The 19825-nt window shown below is 42.1% G+C and carries 16 protein-coding genes; 10 read left to right on the plus strand and 6 right to left on the minus strand.

Annotated elements, in window-relative coordinates; translation table 11 throughout:
- Positions 1–9 precede the first annotated feature (9 nt).
- Both CR194_RS04890 and CR194_RS04895 read left to right on the plus strand, forming a co-directional pair.
- Positions 10–858, plus strand: a complete 849-nt coding sequence (locus CR194_RS04890; RefSeq protein WP_110608495.1) for a 3-hydroxyacyl-CoA dehydrogenase — start codon at positions 10–12, stop codon at positions 856–858.
- Between the two features lie 17 nt (positions 859–875).
- The gene (locus CR194_RS04895; protein ID WP_110608496.1) at positions 876–2072 is read left to right on the plus strand and encodes an acetyl-CoA C-acyltransferase; all 1197 of its coding nucleotides are present in this window, start codon (positions 876–878) and stop codon (positions 2070–2072) included.
- A 53-nt stretch (positions 2073–2125) separates the two neighbouring features.
- Here the strand turns inward: CR194_RS04895 and CR194_RS04900 are convergent, their stop codons facing one another.
- Positions 2126–2566 carry a YaiI/YqxD family protein gene (locus CR194_RS04900; RefSeq protein WP_110608497.1) on the minus strand — a complete coding sequence of 147 codons (441 nt, stop codon included), beginning with the start codon at positions 2564–2566 and terminating at the stop codon, positions 2126–2128.
- Positions 2567–2909: 343 nt separating this feature from the next.
- Between CR194_RS04900 and fbp the strand changes: the two genes are divergently transcribed.
- Positions 2910–4838: a fructose-1,6-bisphosphatase gene (gene fbp / locus CR194_RS04905; protein WP_110608498.1), complete on the plus strand. Its 1929-nt coding sequence runs from the start codon at positions 2910–2912 to the stop codon at positions 4836–4838.
- Between the two features lie 272 nt (positions 4839–5110).
- Positions 5111–5560, plus strand: coding sequence for a PNPOx family protein (locus CR194_RS04910; RefSeq protein ID WP_110608499.1), 450 nt, complete (start codon positions 5111–5113; stop codon positions 5558–5560).
- Positions 5561–5698: 138 nt separating this feature from the next.
- Here CR194_RS04910 and CR194_RS04915 read toward each other — a convergent pair whose 3' ends face one another.
- Together CR194_RS04915 and CR194_RS04920 are read right to left on the minus strand one after the other, a co-directional pair.
- Complete coding sequence (locus CR194_RS04915; RefSeq protein WP_110608500.1) at positions 5699–6469, minus strand: class I SAM-dependent methyltransferase; 771 nt, start codon at positions 6467–6469, stop codon at positions 5699–5701.
- Between the two features lie 506 nt (positions 6470–6975).
- A complete protein-coding gene (locus tag CR194_RS04920) occupies positions 6976–8778 on the minus strand; it encodes a Xaa-Pro dipeptidyl-peptidase (RefSeq protein WP_199228137.1) in 1803 nt (600 codons plus the stop codon).
- Positions 8779–9258: 480 nt separating this feature from the next.
- Here CR194_RS04920 and CR194_RS04925 point away from each other — a divergent pair, with 480 nt between their 5' ends.
- The gene (locus CR194_RS04925) at positions 9259–9708 is read left to right on the plus strand and encodes a DinB family protein (protein ID WP_233254228.1); all 450 of its coding nucleotides are present in this window, start codon (positions 9259–9261) and stop codon (positions 9706–9708) included.
- Positions 9709–9836: 128 nt separating this feature from the next.
- Here the strand turns inward: CR194_RS04925 and CR194_RS04930 are convergent, their stop codons facing one another.
- Positions 9837–10220, minus strand: coding sequence for a hypothetical protein (locus CR194_RS04930; protein ID WP_110608502.1), 384 nt, complete (start codon positions 10218–10220; stop codon positions 9837–9839).
- 165 nt (positions 10221–10385) lie between these two features.
- Here CR194_RS04930 and CR194_RS04935 point away from each other — a divergent pair, with 165 nt between their 5' ends.
- Together CR194_RS04935 and CR194_RS04940 are read left to right on the plus strand one after the other, a co-directional pair.
- Complete coding sequence (locus tag CR194_RS04935; RefSeq protein ID WP_110608503.1) at positions 10386–10874, plus strand: hypothetical protein; 489 nt, start codon at positions 10386–10388, stop codon at positions 10872–10874.
- Between the two features lie 177 nt (positions 10875–11051).
- Positions 11052–11597, plus strand: coding sequence for a dihydrofolate reductase family protein (locus tag CR194_RS04940; RefSeq protein ID WP_110608504.1), 546 nt, complete (start codon positions 11052–11054; stop codon positions 11595–11597).
- 76 nt (positions 11598–11673) lie between these two features.
- Here the strand turns inward: CR194_RS04940 and CR194_RS04945 are convergent, their stop codons facing one another.
- Positions 11674–12909: an erythromycin esterase family protein gene (locus CR194_RS04945; protein ID WP_110608505.1), complete on the minus strand. Its 1236-nt coding sequence runs from the start codon at positions 12907–12909 to the stop codon at positions 11674–11676.
- A gap of 261 nt (positions 12910–13170) precedes the next feature.
- Between CR194_RS04945 and CR194_RS04950 the strand changes: the two genes are divergently transcribed.
- The 3 genes from CR194_RS04950 (at position 13171) to CR194_RS04960 (ending at position 19239) form a co-directional block, all read left to right on the plus strand.
- On the plus strand, positions 13171–14595 hold the full coding sequence (locus tag CR194_RS04950; RefSeq protein ID WP_110608506.1) for an amidohydrolase family protein: 1425 nt from the start codon (positions 13171–13173) through the stop codon (positions 14593–14595).
- 942 nt (positions 14596–15537) lie between these two features.
- Entirely contained in the window at positions 15538–17268 is a 1731-nt protein-coding gene (locus CR194_RS04955) for a M4 family metallopeptidase (RefSeq protein ID WP_158282169.1), read from the plus strand.
- 279 nt (positions 17269–17547) lie between these two features.
- Complete coding sequence (locus CR194_RS04960; RefSeq protein ID WP_110608508.1) at positions 17548–19239, plus strand: SulP family inorganic anion transporter; 1692 nt, start codon at positions 17548–17550, stop codon at positions 19237–19239.
- Positions 19240–19353: 114 nt separating this feature from the next.
- On the opposite strand, the gene CR194_RS04965 is transcribed toward CR194_RS04960, so the two are convergent.
- Positions 19354–19770 carry a hypothetical protein gene (locus CR194_RS04965; protein WP_110608509.1) on the minus strand — a complete coding sequence of 139 codons (417 nt, stop codon included), beginning with the start codon at positions 19768–19770 and terminating at the stop codon, positions 19354–19356.
- Positions 19771–19825: the final 55 nt, after the last annotated feature.

Consider the following 19825-nt stretch of genomic DNA (forward strand, 5'->3'; position numbering starts at 1 on the left):
CGGCTGCTGATGATACAAAATGTAACGGTCGTGGGGGCTGGGGTAATGGGGCGAGGCATAGCATATGTCTCTGCCCTTGCCGGCTTTCAAACCATCTTAGTGGATGTGTCTGAAGAACAATTAACGGATGCTTATCAATACGTGGAACAAACGATACAAAAAGGATTAAAACGAGAGAAATTAACCCCAGAGCAAGGAGAAAATCTTTTTAGCTGCATAGAAACGTCTACTAGTCTTGCTAAATCTGTGGAGAAGGCCGATCTGCTCATTGAAGCTGTTCCTGAAAAACAGGAACTTAAGCAAAAAATCATGGAAGAGGCAGAGAAGTTTGCACCAAAACATACGCTCTTTGCGTCGAACACGTCCACGATCAGCCCGACGCAAATCGCCTCGTATACTCAAAGGGCAGAGAAATTTGCTGTCATGCACTTTTTCAATCCCGTTCATATCATGCCCCTTGTTGAAATAGTAAAGGGGTTAGAGACAAGCGACACGACAGTTTCCATGATTAAAGAGGTTTCAGAGAAAATGGGCAAAGAGACTGTAGAGGTGAATGAGTTCCCAGGGTTTGTAACGAGTAGAATTAGTGCGTTAGTTGGCAATGAAGCTTTCCACATGCTTCAAGAAGGAGTGGCTAGTGCTGAAGATATTGATAAGGCTGTAAAACTAGGCTTAAATTACCCGATGGGTCCGCTGGAACTAGGTGATCTTGTCGGCTTAGATGCACGGCTCAATAACTTAAAGTACTTACATGAAAAACTAGGAGAAAAATATCGTCCGGCACCTTTGTTAGAAAAATTTGTTGAAGCTGGAAGACTAGGTAGAAAAACGAAGCATGGTGTCTATAAATACGAGTAATAAAAAGGAGAATGCTCATGGATGAAGTCGTTATTGTCGATGCAGTAAGGACCCCGATAGGTCGTTATAACGGGGCGTTAAAAAACGTTCGTCCCGATGATCTAGGAGCTTATGTGTTACGTGCTTTAGTTGAGCGTAATCCAAAGATGGATCCAGAAGAAATTGAAGAAGTCATATTCGGAAATGCCAATGGGGCAGGCGAAGATAACCGTAACGTGGCTCGCATGTCCTCTTTGCTTGCAGGACTCCCCGTTGGAGTAGGTGGGACCACGATTAACAGATTATGTGGGTCAGGGTTGGATGCGGTTACTTATGCAGCGCGCGCTATTGCTGTTGGACAGGGGGATATTTTCATTGCAGGTGGGACGGAAAGCATGACTCGTGCGCCTTATGTGATGGGGAAACCAGAACAAGCGTTTAGTCGTGGCAATCAATCACTCCAAGATACGACGATTGGCTGGCGGTTTACAAATCCTTTGCTAGAAGAAAAGTTTGGTGCGGACTCCATGCCAGAAACGGCTCAAAACGTAGCGGACGAATATCATATTTCCCGAAGTGAACAAGACGAATTTGCCTATGAAAGTCAAATGAGAGCAAAACAGGCAATGGAAAGTGATCGTTTCAAAGATGAAATTGTTCCAATCTCTATTGAGGACCGTAAAAACGGTACATATGAGGTGAGTAAAGATGAACATCCTAGGCCAACCACAACGGTAGAGAAACTGAGTAAACTTCCCCCCTTATTTAAAGGCGGAAGTGTAACTGCAGGAAATGCTTCTGGGGTCAATGATGGTGCGTCTGCCGTGTTGCTTATGAGTCGTCAAAAGGCGGAAGAGCTAGGTTTGGAGCCACTAGCAACTTATGTAACTTCTGCAACTGCTGGAGTGGAACCTAGAATCATGGGAATTGGTCCGGTCAAAGCTACGCAAAAAGCGTTACAACGGGCAAAGATGACGATAGAGGATATGGACTTAATCGAGCTTAATGAGGCATTTTCAGCCCAGGCCTTAGCGTGCATCCAAGATCTCAACTTGGATCGCAACCTAGTAAATGTTAATGGCGGATCCATTGCTTTTGGTCATCCACTTGGTGCTAGCGGTGCAAGAATTTTAACGACGCTGTTACACGAAATGAAAAAAAGAGACAGTAAACGAGGACTCGCTACCATGTGTATTGGCGTAGGCCAAGGCATTTCAATGATTGTCGAACGATAGGAGCAACCAGAGGGACGGTTCTCTTGGTCAGCCAGGAGAACCGTCCCTGCGGTTCATTTCTGAACGATCGCTCTGAAAAACGTTTCGAATGCGTCTCTTTCCCCTTGTGTAAAAGCTTTTGGTCCTTTTGTACGCTGGCCGCTCTTTCTTGCCATCGCACTCATGTACCGTGAATCGAGAAGCTGGTCGATATTTTCATTCGTATAAGCGAAGCCCTTATGATGAACAACTTGGCAACCTTTAGCTAACCCCAGTGAAGCGAGACCGTAGTCTTGCGTGATGATGATGTCGTCTTTTTGTGCCATTTGCATAATTTTATAATCAGCAGCCTCAGCTCCCGTATCAACATAAACCGTCTTCACACCCTCTGGTTCGTCAGCAATGGAAAAATGAGCATAGCTTTTCACAAGAACAACTGGAATGTCTGCCTCTTTTGCGACCGCTATCGCAAGATCTTTCACGGGACATGCATCTGCATCTACATAAATTTTCATAACCATTCCCCCAACTTTCGCTGCAAAACAAGCAACTGCTGTTATCTTCCTTGTAGTCTTCCAATCACTATTGTATAAAACGAAAAGAAGATTGTCTAAGCGCAGCAACAAATGGGTCATAGCAACGTCTTAATCCACGTTACCTTAAAGATCAATCACCTCTCTCATGATTAGCATTTTTCCACTAGTCTAGAGCCATTTCCAATTTACCCCCATTTTCCACTTTCAGATGTGGTAAATTAATAGAGAGGGAATGACCACAATTTTCAGAAAAAAAGACGATAACGAAAGTTGTAGGTGGTACCTATAAAAAAGCTTGATCCAGAAAGGGGAGTCTATCATTTTGGATACAAAACTGTTAGATTTACTGGCTGAAAAATACGATAGTGAGGAAAAAGTCGTCACTGAAATTATTAAGCTTGAAGCGATCCTGAATCTACCAAAGGGGACAGAACATTTTGTCAGTGACTTACATGGGGAGTACCAAGCCTTTCAACATGTTTTGAGAAATGGTTCGGGGAATGTGAAAGAGAAAATCAAAGACCTCTTTAAAGATGAATTTTCTGAAAAAGAAATTGATGAATTAGCCACCCTCGTTTATTATCCAGAAGAGAAGCTGCAGTTAGTAAAGGATCATTTTAACAATGACCAAGAATTAAACGAATGGTACGGAGAAACCATTGAGCATATGATTAAGCTCATATCCTTTGCTTCCTTCAAATATACACGCTCGAAATTACGTAAAGCTTTGCCAAAACAGTTTGTTTATATTATTGAAGAGTTACTATATAAAACGGAAGAATTCACCAATAAAAAGAAATATTACTCAAAAATTTACCAGCAAATTATTTCCCTCGGGCAGGCGGATAAACTCATTATCGGTCTCGCTTATACGACACAAAGGTTGGTTGTCGACCATCTTCATGTCGTCGGAGACATTTATGACCGCGGACCGGAACCAGATAAAATTATGGATGCGCTCATTAATTATCATTCTGTAGATATCCAGTGGGGAAACCATGATGTCCTATGGATCGGTGCCTTTGCTGGATCAAAGGTTTGTTTAGCGAATATTATTCGTATCTGCGCGCGGTACGACAACTTGGACATTATTGAAGATGTGTATGGGATCAATCTCAGACCACTTCTCAACCTTGCGGAAAAATATTATGATAGCAATCCTGTATTTATGCCTAAGAGCTCTACGAATGCATTACCTGAGAATGAAAAAATCCAAATCTCAAAAATTCATCAAGCCATTGCCATGATCCAGTTCAAACTTGAAATGCCAATCATCAAGAGACGTCCCAACTTTAATATGTCCGAAAGATTATTGCTTGAAAAACTTGATTATGACAAAAAACAAATTACGATTCATGGAAAAACGTATCCACTAGAAAACACATGTTTTGCAACGGTCAATCAGGAACAACCCGATCAACTCTTAGAGGAAGAAAGGGAAGTCATCGATAAACTATTATTTTCTGTTCAGCACTCGGAAAAGTTGGCTAGACATATGAAGTTTCTTATGAAAAAAGGCAGTCTCTATTTGAAATATAACGGAAACTTATTAATCCATGGCTGTATTCCGATAGATGAACATGGAAAGATGGAAAAAATGACGATTGAGAATAAAACGTTAGCCGGTCGTGATTTATTAGATGTTTTTGAACAGTATTTACGAGAGGCTTTCGCTCATCCAGAAAAGACCGATGATCTTGCCACAGATATGGTCTGGTATTTATGGACAGGAGAGTATTCGTCTCTCTTTGGAAAAAGAGAAATGACTACCTTTGAAAGGTATTTCATTAAAGATAAGGAAGCCCATGTGGAGAAAAAGAATCCCTATTACTATCTACGGGAAAAGGAAGAGACGTGCCGTCAAATCCTAAAAGAATTTGATCTTAATCCTGATCAAGGCCACATCATCAACGGCCATACGCCAGTGAAAGAGATCAGTGGAGAAAATCCAGTGAAAGCTAATGGAAAGATGATCGTCATCGACGGAAGCTTTTCCAAGGCCTATCAATCAGCAACAGGAATTGCCGGGTACACGTTATTATATAATTCATACGGCATGCAACTCGTCGCCCATAAACTTTTTCATTCCAAAGAAGACGTCCTACAAAATGGAACAGACGTGTTATCGGTAAAAAGATTGGTAGATAAAGAACTAGTAAGAAAAAAAATCCTAGAAACGAATGTCGGAGAAAGTTTATTACAGGAAGTCTCCATGCTAAAGAAGTTAATGGAGTATCGGTATATAAAATAGAACCGCAGGGACGGTTCTTGTGGTTAAGGTTGCAGGGACGGTGATCAAGTGTCATTTCTATTAAATTACATTGATGTTTGAGAACTGATCCCGTTCACCATTTGATCGTAGAAAGTAGGAACGAATTACTTCATTTCAATGGTTATCCCTGTATTTTCCACCCCTGAAAACTGTATAATATGTAACGTGAACGTCGTACTTAAGATTTCCATCTATTTGGTTGGTTGAAAGAAACGAGTAAATAGAAATTCATTTGTTAAAGGAGAATTCCGATGGCTAAAGTAGAAGAAAGAATTCATGACGAACTAGTAGACTCCCTTCAAGGAGAGAAAATCGTCACACTCGTAACAAAAGACGCAGAAACAAACGAACCTGAACTAAGCATCATTTCTTGGTTAGTCGCTCATCCAGGTGGCAAAACAATTAAATTTGCAGTGGGTCATAATGCTGACTCTGCAACAAACATTCAGGAGAATCCACACATCGTTCTTGGTGTCACGGGAGCGGAGAGTTGCTATTCTATTAAAGGGAAAGCGACAGTCTCAGACATAATTGAAAAAACGATGAAACTACGCGTGATCACAGTGGAAGTGGAATCTGTGAAAGATGTGATTTTTTATGGAGGAAAGATTACGTCCGAAACAACCTACGAAAAAACATACGATCCAAAACTTGCTGAAAAGCTAGACTCTGAAATTTACAGTTTATTAAACGAAGCATAAAGGTAACCGCGGGGACGGTTCTTGCGGTTCAGGTGAACACCTGACCAGAAGAACCGTTCCCTTGGGTCGTCATATTTTCAAAGAAAAGAGGGGCCCCTCCATAACAGGAGCCCCTCTTCATATTTGCCAAAATGCCCTCTATAGTTTAATAGCCTTTGTAGCCATGGAGCCACTCATATACTGATCCAGCGGTGAGCCGCCAACGTCCTCATAGAAACCTGCCAGGACAAAGCCTGCAGCCATTTGCCCTTGGATTTGATCCTCTAGAGTATGGCCAAAACTAATGGCGTCTCCTTCATCTAATACGAGTTCTTGCAGTTCTTCACTGGAAATGCTCGTTAAGTCCGAATAGGGAAGCTGGTGTCTGACCACGAATTTTTCTTCGTTCATTGCCTTTAAATCAAAAATATACGTTACTGGGTTTGCGAAGCCGGACAGTAATAACCCACCCTTTTTCAATACTCTGTATGCTTCTTTCCATACCGGCAACACATCATCAATAAAACAATTGGACCAAGGATGAACAATGACATCAAAGGTTTCATCATCGATCACCGATAAATCTCTCATGTCTCCTTGAATCGTATGAATCGTTAGCCCGTCTCTTTCGGCTACAAGACGATCTTGGCTAAGCTGCGATTCAGAGTAATCAAAAACAGTTACGTCAGCACCCGCTGCAGCCATAATCGGACCTTGTTGTCCACCACCTGATGCTAAACAGAGCACTTTCTTTCCAGCTAAGCTTTTTGGAAACCAGTCTCTCGGAATAGATTTAGAGGGAGTTAAGACAATGTTCCAATCTCCTTTTCTCGCCTTGTCCACTTCTTCACGATTTACAGGTCGCGTCCATACATCTTCATCCTTCACTTTTTGATCCCAAACCTTTTGATTTTCCTGTAAAAAATCCATTTGTGATTCCTCATTTCATATCCGAATAAAATTCCGGTTCATTAGTTTTCAACTTAAGCACTGCAACCCATTTCGCCTTCTAAAGTCATTGAACCACAATAAAGAATGACTGCCAAGGGTAACCATAGGGACGGTTCTTGCGGCCAAGGAGACACCATGCCCAGAAGAACCGAAAAGCCTGTCATTTTATGTTAGTACGATTCCATTGACGTTACTCACGATCGCTAATGGTAGTGCAGCATGGAAAACAGTAGGGAAGAGAAGGTACTGGAGAAGAAGATATATTATCGTTTTTTTACCAGTAAAGTAAAAGAAGGGGCAGAAAGAATCATTAAAAGTTAAATTGGTAACAACCAAGCTTATCAATTAGGAAATAACGATCCAATGAAGTGTTGATATTTTAATAGAAAAGAGGGGTTCCTCCATAACGGAAACCCCTCTTCATATTTGTCAACTCATCCTCTATAATTTAATTGCCTGTGTAGCCAAGCCATGGAGCCCATCCCTTAATTTATCGCATCTTTTCCATTGACGATTGGTAGCGTGAGGTGGCTTCGTGTTGGTGTTATTGTTACTTCTGTTTTAGTTAATGGACGTATCGTATGGTCACGATCACTAGCCATCACAACAACGCCTATACGAGAACCTTCTTGAAATACATAATCGTGTGGCTGCATGTCCCATTCAAAAGTATAATCTCTTTTAGGGACTAAGCTTATCGAACGATCAGGTCCGTGGATATTTTGCGCATCCATCCAACCGCGCGTGACGACTGTTTGAGATCCGTCACTTTTATATTCTACTAGAAAAGCAGTTAAGTTAGACACAGGTCGATCAAGGCTAGCTCGAATATTAATTTCAGGTGAACCACTCATATGAACAGGCTCAGCTAATACATCTGTCGTATATGCCAGTCGATTAACATGAGTCGTATCTGGATTGGCCACGAGAGTATTCGGATTCGTAGTAGGTGCATCTATCAACGACTGTTTGTTATGTGGTTGATTACGAACAGGGGACTTATGAAGTGATCCTGTTCCTTCATTTTCCGGTTGGAAATAGAGTTTCGTAGATTGCATATCTACATGTGGCCAATCCTCTTGTTTCTGCCACGAGTTGTCCTCTCTTTGAACATCAACCATAGGTTCTTCAGTAATGTCATTCTCTAAACCATAAAGCCAGTAGTCATACCATTTGTGTTGCGTCTCTGTCCAGTTGTTTTGATTTCCTACACCACTATGTCCTCTATTGTGCAACCACATTTTTCGTGGAATATCTTGCTCACCGATCGCATCCCATAGTTGTGCGAATTGCTTTGTTCTTACATTTCTATCATTTAAACCATGAACGATAAAAACGCTTGCTTCAATATTTTTTACATCATTTAAGTAATTGCGATCATCCCAAAATTCATTATAATCGCCTGTAGAACGGTCCTCATCCTCAACCATTTCTTCAAGAACAGGATCACAGACTGCACTGTTTGCACGTGTTGTGACGGCATCAGCTAAGACACTAGCATCCTCCCCTTGATAGCCACCAGGAGCGACAACAGCACCGTTTGCACGGAAGTAATCATACCAATTACTAATCGCAACGACAGGGACAATTGTTTTCAAGCCTTCTACACCTGTTGTTGCTGCAGCAGTAGCTAATGTTCCATTATAAGATGCGCCGGTCATACCGACATTTCCTGTTGACCAATCTGCAAACACCTCTTCACCGTCTAAGTTAAATGCTCTTGCATCTCCATTTAACCAATCGATCACTGCGACTGTACCTAACGTTTCTTGGAGGTCTCCAGAAGTGGCACAACCCGTTGAACGACCACTACCAATTCCCTCTCCTAAAACTACAGCATATCCTCTTGGCACATAGTAGTTTGCTAGTGCCCCACTAACTTGCCCAGACGTAAAAGGTTTACCACCGCCATTTCCTCGACCATAGCCATTTCCAGGATGTGGAACAGGCTCGAGTTCGACATCTACATCAAAAAAATTGAGGGTTCTTAAACCAGCACGATAAGGACTCATTTCATAGATAACTGGAACTTCAACCCCTGGTTCAGTATTCGGTCTCATGACTTTTACCGACACAAGATCTAATTCACCTGAATTGTCACTATCTATAGTTGTTTCTACCAATAGGTTTTCCACGATGGCATCATTTGTATCGTAGATGGGCGCTGTTTTCCCATCCTCATCAAGTTCAATTGCTGTGGAGTCACCTCCAGTTTCAGGAATGGTTCCATTTAACGGTAAGTCACTTGTTCCACCTGCTGAGATCGAAGGAGATAGTAAGGAAAACATTAATGCAAAACTCAGTCCACTAAGTAACGATGCTTTTTTCAAATGAATAGCCTCCTTTTTAGTTGTAAGATCGTTGAATTCCGGCCCTCCTTTTAGAGATTAATAGAGAAAATGGAAACAAAAAAGTTATCACAAACAACAATATACCACCTTAATTCAGAATATTATGTCTATTTTTGCGGGTGAAATAAATGAATAGAATAATCCTTTATCAATATAGGTAAAAGGAACTGAAGTTTCTCTCTTTTACTTCCTTACACCAACCACGGGGCCAACCACAGGGACGGTTCTCGCGGTTGAGAAAAGACTTCGCTTCATTGGTAAGTACTCAGGAAGGAATCTAGCAGATACCCATATGATGAATTCCTATGAAACAAGAGACATATGGATATTTATGTTAAAATAAACAGCAGAGAAATACGAACTTTGCGCACAAAAACATTTAAAACTATTGAGGAAAATTGGTGGGGAGGAAAGAAATTGAATAAGACATTAAATCAATTTGAAAAAATGACTGATTATATTTTGGAATTAAAAGAATTACCTGAAGAAAGACTATGTGAACCTATTAAAGAAGGAAAATGGTCAATAAGACAAATTGTGGGGCATCTTTACTATTGGGATCAATTTAATCTCGATAAAATGGTACCGTACATGGCTGAAGGTGCTGATTTACCAACGTTCCCAGACCATGACCAACATAATGAAGAAGCTATGTCTTTTATCGAAGACTATTCAGTTGAGCCTCTAATTGATCGTTTTGTTCTCACTCGAAAGGAACTTATTGAAGAGATTTCAAGAGTTGGAAGCGATGTTAGGTTTACTATTGGTGGTGGAAAAAGGAAGTTTTCAGGGGAAAGTTTTATAAAAATATTTATTAAGCACGATGCCCACCATCAAAAACAAATTAATGAGAAATTACTAAAATAAGGATTATATTTTTCTGTCATGGTGTTTAGCTAACTGAGTAGTGGAAGTTAAAGGTTAAAAAATACTTGTTTAAAGCACTTGAATAAAAACGCTTCAGAATTGGAGCGTTTTTTGGTTCGTTTAAAGGGTTAATCAGCTGAAAACTGCTCTGTTAAAACTCCTTTAAGCCTCTCGGCAGACTGTGAAGTTAACTCGTAAATCGTATGGGTATCATCTGTATCCATTACTGTTCCAAAACTATCATCTATCCAAAGAAAATAACTCTCTTCATCAAAATCTACTCTGTAGTCAGGATCAACCATATCTACAATACCTGCTTGTTTTTCCGCCGAATGAAAAGCACGAATAAATTGATCAATTACTTGTTCATCAGTCCTTTCAATTTTAGATTCCTCGTGTACTTCCTGAAAACTCTTCATCTCGTAAATAATAACTTTTTCACTACTCTCTGTATTGATCCCGCTGCTGCACCCTATCAGTACAAAAGCTACAATAAAAATAAAGGATTTCATAAGCCACCTCGTATAATCATTTTCTTTATAGTCGTTTTTAAGTGTAAAATTGTTACAAACCACAGGGAAGGTTGACCCCTGGTTAAGGAAATTTATTCCTAAAAAGAAACTCCACCTCATTAAAAGTCGTCTAAGATTATAACAATATATAATGGGGGACAGATGATGAGAAAACTAGGATTCTATATGATGTTATTATTCGTTCTCAGTGCTTGTAACTCGACGGTCAGTGAAGAATTACCCGAAGAGAAACCTGATGACTTTGCATTTTCTTTAAAGTATGGAGTGACTGCCGCAAATGAGTTAAATACTTATGACGACACATACACAAAAGATTTAGTGGAAGATGGAACGGCAACAACAGACCTGGTACTATCCAACGAAGAGATGAAAATGATTTATGAGAAATTTAGAAATGCCGACGTTTTGGGATTACCAGAGGAGCAAGGGGGTTCAACTTGCATGGACCCATATAATAGATACGAGCTCACAATGACGGTCGATGGTGAGGAGTATAACTTAAAGTGGGATACCTCCTGCGAGTCAAGAGCTCTCAATAACTGGGAAGAGACTAGAATTTCAATAGATAATGAAATGATTGATCCAAAAGAAGAGTACCAATCACTACCTGAACCTAATGGAGGGTATGATTAATAAATACATTCTTAACATTCCTAAAATGGATAGAGGCGTAGTAATAGAATGGCAGCAATCAATGAAGTTCATAATGAGATAAAAAGAGTATAGGTTATCGATTTGAAAAATAACTAAAAAAATGCCTTTCTATTTAAGGATATAATGGATTTACATTCATAAAAAGAGGTGCTGTTGATGAGTAAAAAGAGAAACATCGTATTATTTATAGCTACTAGTTTAGATGGGTATATTGCGACAAATGATGAAAAATTAGATTGGCTTTTTGAGGTCGAGGGTGAGGGGGATAATGGAATCTCTGATTTTTATCAAACGGTCGACACTGTGTTGATGGGCAGAAGGACTTACGACTGGATTTCTCAGGATGATCATATCGTTGAATACCCTTATAAAGATAAACAAAGTTATGTATTTACTCGCTCTCGTGTCGAAAAAAACGAGCATGTCCAATTTATTCAACAAGACATCGAAGGTTTTATTTATCAATTAAAAAGCGAGCCAGGTAAAGATATCTGGTTAATCGGTGGCGGAGAATTGCTTACTTCTTTTCTAGAAAAAGAGTTGGTGGATGAAATAATCATGACCGTTGCACCGAAGATCATTGGAGAGGGGATTCCCCTTTTTAATAGAGGGAAACACAGACTAAACCTCTCACTAGAAGGAGTCCAGACATTTAATCAGTTTGTTGAATTGCATTATACGGTTCAAAAAGGTGGGGAATAACCACAGGGACGGTTCTTGCGGTTCAGGAGATCACCTGACCAGAAGAACCGTCCCCTTGGTTTGCCCCGTGGTCTCCCTAACGCCATGAAGAAGGGGTCACAGTATCAATAAAGATGAGCGCATCATATTGTTCGTTAGAAACCATTTTGTAATCCCAAAGACCATTGTCATGGGCAGTAATGCTTTCGTTCACCCAATCAGCGTCATATTCATTCAAATCTACGAATAGCCTCTCATGTCCATATTCGGATAGGACATACTCTAACTCATTTGCGTTCTTTTTTGGGTCAATCTTTTCAACTCCATCGAGGAGGATCTTACCCTGATTAAAGTAAAAACCAACATAGTAGGAGATGTCACCAAGTTTTTCATTTGCTAACGTACCTAACACAAGTGGGGGAGGTGAATAATCCATTGCTAATCCTTCATTCGTTTGTTCAATGGCATCGAAGTTTTTCTGAACGTGTCCATTATGGGCCCACACGATGATTTTCTCGTCGGGATTCTGCTCCAATAGTGCCTGAAGTTCATGAAACATCGTTAAGTCTCTTCTGGAAAAATAGTCTTGATAGACATGGTCTATGTCATATTCAGCGAGGAATTCGGCTGTGAAAGTCTCGAGCACTGAAATCCTGCCTTGAACGAATTGAATCACATGCTCCTCAATTTCAAAGTTTCCCAGTTCGTTCAAGAACGTCTCATATTTACCCTTCATTTCTTGGGCTTTTTGTAAATCTGCTTTGTTTTCATGCTCAAAAGGCAGGATCTGCATATAATCAATAAAATCTCGCTCTAATTCGATAAATTCATCAGCAAGGCCTTCATCCATTGGTTCGATCAACGATTTCAAAAACTGCTGAAGCTCCATTCGTTCTACTCGGCGAACATTTCCCGTCACGGGGAGCGGATCTAATCCATTTATTTTCAGTTGAGAGTCTCTGATATACGCTACTAGATTTTCCATGTCAGAAGTATGCCACGCAGCCAAAATCATGTTTTCCAGCATAAAACGATCGTCAAATTCTTCCCATTTGGTGTTCAAAAAATCAATCTCGTTTTTTCCACTTTCCATGGCTAACACAGAAAAATCATGCTGTTCGTGAAGGTATTTTACTAATTCTGCTTTTAAAGCAGTAAATTCCTTGGCAGTGTGTGTGGATTCTCCTAAGAAAATGATTTGCTTGTCTTCTATGTATGAATCAACAAAGGAAAAGTCATACTGATTCCCTTCCTCCTCAATAGGATGGACATGGGTCTCTGAGCTACACCCTGTCAGAAAAATAACGATCATTAACAAAAGAATTATTTTCATAAAGCCCTCCTTAGTGACCGGAGGTACGGTTCTCTTGGCTAACCAGAAGAACCGTACCTCAGTTCATCGAAAAAATAATTTCTAAAATGGCAATTTTCTTCATTGATGAACTCCTTCAGACTTCCTATGTTAAACTAAGTTTATCATAATTTTCCAAATAAGGACTGACCGCAGGGACGGTTCTTGCGGTTCAGGAGACCACCTGACCAGGAGAACCGTCCCCATGGTCACCCCTGGTCAAATAGAAAGGAGAATTCATTTATGAAAGTAGATTTCATTATCCAGAATACGTTCGTTATGACGATGGAAGGTAACGGCGTCGGTATGATTGAAAATGGCGCCATTGCCATTAAGGGAAATACGATTGAAGCGGTAGGAACAACGGACGAAATAAGGAGAGATTATTCGGCGGAAGAAGTGATTAATGGGGAAAATAAATTGGTCATGCCCGGTCTCATTGATGCTCATATTCATACAGGAATAGGGATCTTGCGTGGTGTCTCCCAAGATATTCACAACTGGATGCAGGAGGGGCTGTGGCCATTTATGAAGCATGTCACTCCTGAAGATAACGTGAAAGGGTCGATGATGAATATTATCGAAGGGATTAAAGCGGGAACGACTACGTTTTGCGATTATGATGGGAATATGAACGACATTGTGGAAAACTACGTAATGGTTGGTGCCAGAGCACGAGTAGCAGAACTAGTCAACGAGATTCCGAATGATATTGGCGATGTGCCTGTTGGAGAATTGTATCCCTTCCATTCGGAAATCGGCGAAAGAAAGCTACAAAATAATATTCGTTTAATAGAAAACTGGCATGGCGCCGAAAACGGTAGAATTACTTGTATGCTAGGACCCCATGGACCTGATATGATGAGCCTCGAATTGATGCAGGAAATGAAAGGGTTAGCAGAAATGTATGATACGAAACTTCATATGCACGTGGCCCAAGGAGATCGAGAAATTGATCAAATGATCAAGCGTTATGGAAAACGAAGTATTGCCTTTTTAGATGATATTGGTTATTTAAATGATCGTCTCCTGGCTGTTCATTTAACAGAAGCAACGAAAGAAGAGACGCAACTTGTTGCAAAACGAGGGGCATCGATGATTAACTGTTCCGGTAGTATTGGCATCATCGATGGGATCGTTCCTCCCATTTTAGAGTTTTTGGAAGCGGGAGGAGTAGCAGCCTTAGGTTCTGACCAAGCTCCTGGGAACAACTGTAATAATATGTTCAATGAAATGAAATTTGTCTCCATTTTGAATAAAGCGAAGCGCCAAGACCCGTCTGTTTTTCCAGCTCATTTATCCCTTCGGTTAGCGACGATCGAGTCAGCGAAAGCGATTGGTCTAGCAGATGAGGTAGGTTCGTTGAGAGCCGGGAAAAAAGCTGATTTATTACTTGTCGATCTGCAAGAGCCAAGCCTGTCTCCTGTTATTACAGATCCGATTCGAAATATCGTTCCGAACCTGGTTTACTCAGCAAAAGGAAGCGAAGTAGAATCCGTCATGATTGATGGACAATTCATCATGAGAGACAAACAATTGTTAACAGTGAACGAGAAAGAAGTCATCGCCATTGCGCAGGAAGCAGCCAATTCCATTAGCGAAAAAGCGAAAGGCGATATCCATCCAAACAGCCCATTAATCAAACGGATGGAAGCGGGGGAGTTGTAACCGCAGGGACGGTTCTTCTGGTTGAACTCCTGTTAACCGCAAGAACCGTCCCCCTGGTTATCCTATAAAATTATTAATGGGGAGGGGTAAATGATGAGTATACAGGATTTTCTTAAATTCTAGGTATTATCATGTGTATGACTGGAGGTATAATCACTAGTTTACATGGCTCTGATTACTACTTAATATTACTTGTTCTTGGAGTTATATTGTTTTTTATAGCTAAAATTGACCGATTATTTAAGAAGAGCGCCACTTAGGGCGCTCTAATTTTATGGAATAAGAATAATGAATGTTTGGTTTAAAGTCTATTCTTTATTTGCTTCCGTCTGTTTCTGGACTATCTAATAGATGATCTGGCATTTACCGCATCACATACTTTCGCCTCGCACAAAAACTCCCGGTTATCCGAATTCGACACGAACTGTAATCAGAAAGCATCGGTTACTATCTCAACTCACAGTAATACAACAGAAAAGACCTAATCGCTCGACGGAAAACGCGAGATCTGCATAAAACGACGGCAATTTTACCAAATATTTTGCTACAGAAGACAAGCCTCTATATAAGAAAGTCGGGACTATTTCGTGTCTCGAAAATTCAAGATATTGTGACTTTATATTCAGACACACTCCCATGAACGACCCTCCAAAGGTCGCATTATTATTTGTCGAAACATCCCGCTTTCCATGTGGGGCATTTTTATTGCAAGAATTATTGACAGAATATTCTGTTGCAAAAGTGGCAGATTTTTCCTACGCTTAGAATAGTTCGAAAGCCGAACAATTTAAATGGAGAGCAGGGATGGTATTGAAGAAACCAGTATCGCTAATGTTATCGGGTCTAATCTTGGGATCGGGTTTTCTGGCAGGCGGGGGTGCTTCCCACGCTGACGAAAACGGGGAGTTTGGAACACTAGGTAATGACGGGGAGCTTAGAGTGATGAATCAGAATAATCAAGGCCCGCCATCATTTGTGGCAGGCATGCTTTCCGAGCGGTTTGAGCAAGCCAATGGCCAGAATGCCAAACGATTTCTCGAGCAGCATAAAGACGTTTTTGAAATGGATGCTCCGGAACAGAATCTGAAAGAAGTAAGAGCAACTGAAGACGAACTAGGAATGACCCACGTGCGGCTTCAGCAGACCAAAGACGGGGTTCCAGTGGACAGAAACGAACTGAACGTTCATTTCAATGAGAATAATGAAGTCACCGTTGTTAACGGCAACTATGACAGCAAGCTCGACGAAATTAAGCTCGACACAACTCCGCGTCTGGCAAAAAATTCAGCAATGGAAGTGGCAAAAGACGCTGTCAATGCACCGGATTTCATTGAATTCGAAAAATCGGATCTCATTGTCTATCCGTTTCAGGATGATTATTTCCTTGCCTACCGTGTGAATCTTGAGTTTCACAGCGGAGCTGCGGGCAACTGGTTCATTTATGTGGATGCCCATTCCGGTGACATCATTGACCGCTATGATGCGATGACGGGGATCGGTCATTTTGAAGAAATGCTTGATACAGCGCCGGTTACAGAAGAAGACCCCGGCGCTTTCCAGTCCCAGTTTACGTCAGGCATTTCCCCCCTTTCTATTGACCCTGACACACTTCATCAGTCCCGTGGAAAAGGAATCGGTACAACAGGTGCACAGAAAAACCTGAACCTCGGTCACGGACCAGGTGAAAACGGAGGACAGACATTTTACTTAGCCGACCAGCGCTCAGACGAAATGGACGGCATTTATACTTACAACATGCAAAACACAACCAACCGGATGTGGTTGTATGAAAACGACAACGCCTCCTGGAAGAATGTCGTCTACGACGGGGACAGCAGTTCATGGGAAACCGTCGGCCAAGGACCTGGCGTGGACGCCCATAAAAATTCCCGGATTGTGTATGATTACTTCAAGGAAAATCACGGACGCAATTCCCTTGATGACAATGGGATGGCGATTGAATCCCGTGTTCACTACGCAACAGAATTCAACAATGCTTTCTGGAGTAACGGGCTTGCGATGATGACATACGGGGACGGGGACGGACAGCAGTTTATCCCGCTTGCGGCACTGGATGTTACCGCTCATGAAATGATGCACGGGATTACTCACTACAACGGTGGTCTGCGCTACCGCTTTGAAACTGGTGCGGTCAACGAAGCGTTCTCAGACACCTTCGGAAGCATCATTGACGACCGCAGCTGGCATGTGGGTGAGGACATTATGGGTGAAGCCTGGCTTGAAGACGGACGCTTTGCGCTCCGGAGCAGTGAAGACCCTGGTCTTTTCCCAGTAAATCAATCTTTCTGGGCCTACAGTGTGGATGGTGAAGGACGGTATCCTTCCCATATGGAAGAATTCTACTTCCTTCCGGGCAACATGGATAACGGCGGCGTACACATCAACTGTACAATCCTCCAGCATTCCGCTTACCTTGTGTCAGAAGAATATGACATGGGACGCGATGTAGTTGCCGATGTATGGTACCGTTCATACGACTACCTTCACTTCGACGCGACGTTCGCTGAATTCCGCGAAGCGATCCTTCAGTCCGCGATCGATCTTTACGGGGAAAACAGTGAAGAATATGACGCCTTCCTCGGCGCCTTCGATGACATCGGCCTCTATGAAGGCTGGGATTACGATGAAAACTTCCGCGACCCGCTCTGGTAGGAGCCGGCAGCATCTCACCCCGTTCCGCGTACTCGCGGAACGGGGATTTTTATGTTTCACGGTTTTTTACAATTGTGGTTCCCACTTGTGGTTCCTGACCCCCAACACGGTATAACTTTAAAGTGCTGGGGGACAGGAACCTTTTCCGTTGCCTCGACACGCATGGTAATATAAAAGAGATGGTTTATCGTAAGCGTCATCTCGCCCGCATACCAATGTAGACGAGTCTTTTTGCAGGAAGCCTAAACGTACACGATTATACAAGGGAGGTGATATCCTGTGAACACAAAATTGGCCAAAAGTCTTCTTCTTCCAGAAGCATATAACAAACGTCTGCTGCAGCGGGATATCATTGCAGGTATCACGGTGTTAGTGATGCTCGTTCCGCAAAGTATGGCCTATGCGATGCTTGCTGGACTCCCGCCGGTGATGGGTTTATATGCTTCTACCATACCGTTGCTCATCTATGCACTGCTAGGGGCCTCCCGTTACCTGGCTGTTGGTCCTGTGGCAATGGCTTCGATCCTCGTTTTTGCAGGAGTGTCGGTTCTCGCAGAACCGGGCAGTCCGCAATACATAGAGCTGGTTATTTTGCTCACACTGATGGCTGGGCTGATCCAGCTGCTTTTAAGCCTATTAAATGCAGGCGCGTTTATTAAGTTTGTTTCCAAACATGTGATTAGCGGCTTCACCTCGGCTGTGGCAATTATTATTGCCTTAAGCCAGGTAGGCAGCTTGTTAGGCATGGAACTCTCGAGCCAAAACCAGGTGATTTTTTTACTGGGTGATATTTTCAGGAACCTTACAAAGATTCATCTTCTGACGGCAGTTATTGGTGTAGGTGCATTTTTCTTTCTGCGATTTGCTGGAAAGATCTCCACACGCCTTCCGTGGCCACTGATTACCGTTTTACTTGGCGTGATTGTCGTCTATACTTTGCAGCTCGAAGGACGGGGCGTCTCCATCGTCGGTGATGTGCCGGCGGGGCTGCCGCAATTTGGCTTTCCAGAAGTTTCCTTCAGCGCTGTGCAACTACTTTTCCCAGCGGCATTGACGATCGCCTTGATTGCAATGATGGAGTCACTGGCGATTACTAAAACGCTGGCAGGAGATTCCGGGGAAAGAGTAAACATCAATAAAGAATTAAAAGCGATCGGTGCTGCCAATGCGATCGGCTCCTTTTTACAATCCTATGTCGTTACCGGGAGCTTCTCCAGAAGTGCGGTGAATTTTCACGCCGGCGCAGTGTCAAAAATATCGACGGTTGTCACAGCACTTGGGATCGTATTAACACTGTTCTTTTTCACACCGCTTTTTTACTATCTTCCGCAGGCGGTGCTCGCTGCGATTATTATGTCCGCAGTGTTCGGCTTAATTGATTTCCGTGCGATGAGAAAATCCTTTCAAATTAAAGCGGCAGACGGATGGGTCTGGTGTTTGACGTTCGCTGCTACGCTGTTAATCGGAATTCAGTGGGGGCTACTGATTGGGGTATTGGTTTCTCTATGTATCTTAATCCACCAGATCTCCCATCCTAAAGTGGTGGAGCTCGGCTGGCACGGACCTTCCCGGACGTACCGAGATATTCAGCGTTATGAGCAAGCTAACAAGCCCCGCACGATGCTGCTTCTGCGGATCGATACGAGAATCCATTTTTCCAACGCAGAAAGTCTCGAAGATCAGATCACAGGGGCTTTAAAGAGGGATATGGAAGCTTCTGATAGGTTGAAGGACTGCATTTTGGATATGGGCAGCGTCAACGATATCGATACGGTAGGCGTAGAAATGATCGAACGGATCATGACTCGGTATCACGGCAATGTCAATGTGTGGCTGGTTAACCTTAAAGGACCTGTCCGAGACGTATTAAAAAAATCCCTCATTGCAGAAAAATATGCCGAACAGATCTCCTTCCTTTCACTGGAAAAAATAGTAGAGAAAAGAAAACCGACTATTGAGTATTTGATTTAATAAAAGCTGTTTGTGAACTTACTCTACATAAGATAAACGACCTAAACGTGATCATTCATTACGTTTAGGTCGTTTTTATATGGGAAAACTTCCGCTTTAGAATCATCCCTCTAGTTATCCATAATTCCCATGACGATCACAGGTTTTCTCTAATATTCTTTGATACTCCCCATCAACAACCACGTTCCCATAAACCTCATACTCCGCCTTTAAAAACCGCACCACACAGTCCACTTCATACGCGCTATGGCAAGAGTAATACGTGTTCGGATTCTCAACTGGTTCACAACGAATAGAGATCCGAAAGTTTTCCCGTTGCTGATCGCTCGTTAACTTTACGTAATAAACCGGATCAATCGGACCCATTCTGACCCAGTTTTCGTTATCGTACAAGTCACCGACGTTCCACCAATAATACCCATCCATGATTTTCTCCGCGCCAACCTCTGCCTGATTGTCTTTTCGTTTCGCCTTTTCATTCCTATAGGACCACACGAATACACTGACCGCGATCAAGATGACTGCCCACATACAAATCACTCCCTAACAAGGATTGTTTCTTTTAGTTTAATCTAAGCAAACCACG

The sequence above is a fragment of the Salipaludibacillus keqinensis genome (assembly GCF_003226325.1).
GTDB classification, from domain to species: Bacteria; Bacillota; Bacilli; order Bacillales; family Salisediminibacteriaceae; genus Salipaludibacillus; species Salipaludibacillus keqinensis.

Coding starts and splice junctions, on each gene's coding strand:
- CR194_RS04920 (WP_199228137.1), bottom strand. CDS start 8,778: ATGTTTTCCTTACTATCTCCTTCGATCTCAGCAGGTGGAACAAGTGAC.
- CR194_RS04955 (WP_158282169.1), top strand. CDS start 15,538: ATGAATCAGAATAATCAAGGCCCGCCATCATTTGTGGCAGGCATGCTT.
- CR194_RS04895 (WP_110608496.1), top strand. CDS start 876: ATGGATGAAGTCGTTATTGTCGATGCAGTAAGGACCCCGATAGGTCGT.
- CR194_RS04965 (WP_110608509.1), bottom strand. CDS start 19,770: ATGTGGGCAGTCATCTTGATCGCGGTCAGTGTATTCGTGTGGTCCTAT.
- CR194_RS04950 (WP_110608506.1), top strand. CDS start 13,171: ATGAAAGTAGATTTCATTATCCAGAATACGTTCGTTATGACGATGGAA.
- CR194_RS04915 (WP_110608500.1), bottom strand. CDS start 6,469: ATGGATTTTTTACAGGAAAATCAAAAGGTTTGGGATCAAAAAGTGAAG.
- CR194_RS04945 (WP_110608505.1), bottom strand. CDS start 12,909: ATGAAAATAATTCTTTTGTTAATGATCGTTATTTTTCTGACAGGGTGT.
- CR194_RS04935 (WP_110608503.1), top strand. CDS start 10,386: ATGAGAAAACTAGGATTCTATATGATGTTATTATTCGTTCTCAGTGCT.
- CR194_RS04910 (WP_110608499.1), top strand. CDS start 5,111: ATGGCTAAAGTAGAAGAAAGAATTCATGACGAACTAGTAGACTCCCTT.
- CR194_RS04940 (WP_110608504.1), top strand. CDS start 11,052: ATGAGTAAAAAGAGAAACATCGTATTATTTATAGCTACTAGTTTAGAT.
- CR194_RS04900 (WP_110608497.1), bottom strand. CDS start 2,566: ATGAAAATTTATGTAGATGCAGATGCATGTCCCGTGAAAGATCTTGCG.
- CR194_RS04930 (WP_110608502.1), bottom strand. CDS start 10,220: ATGAAATCCTTTATTTTTATTGTAGCTTTTGTACTGATAGGGTGCAGC.
- CR194_RS04890 (WP_110608495.1), top strand. CDS start 10: ATGATACAAAATGTAACGGTCGTGGGGGCTGGGGTAATGGGGCGAGGC.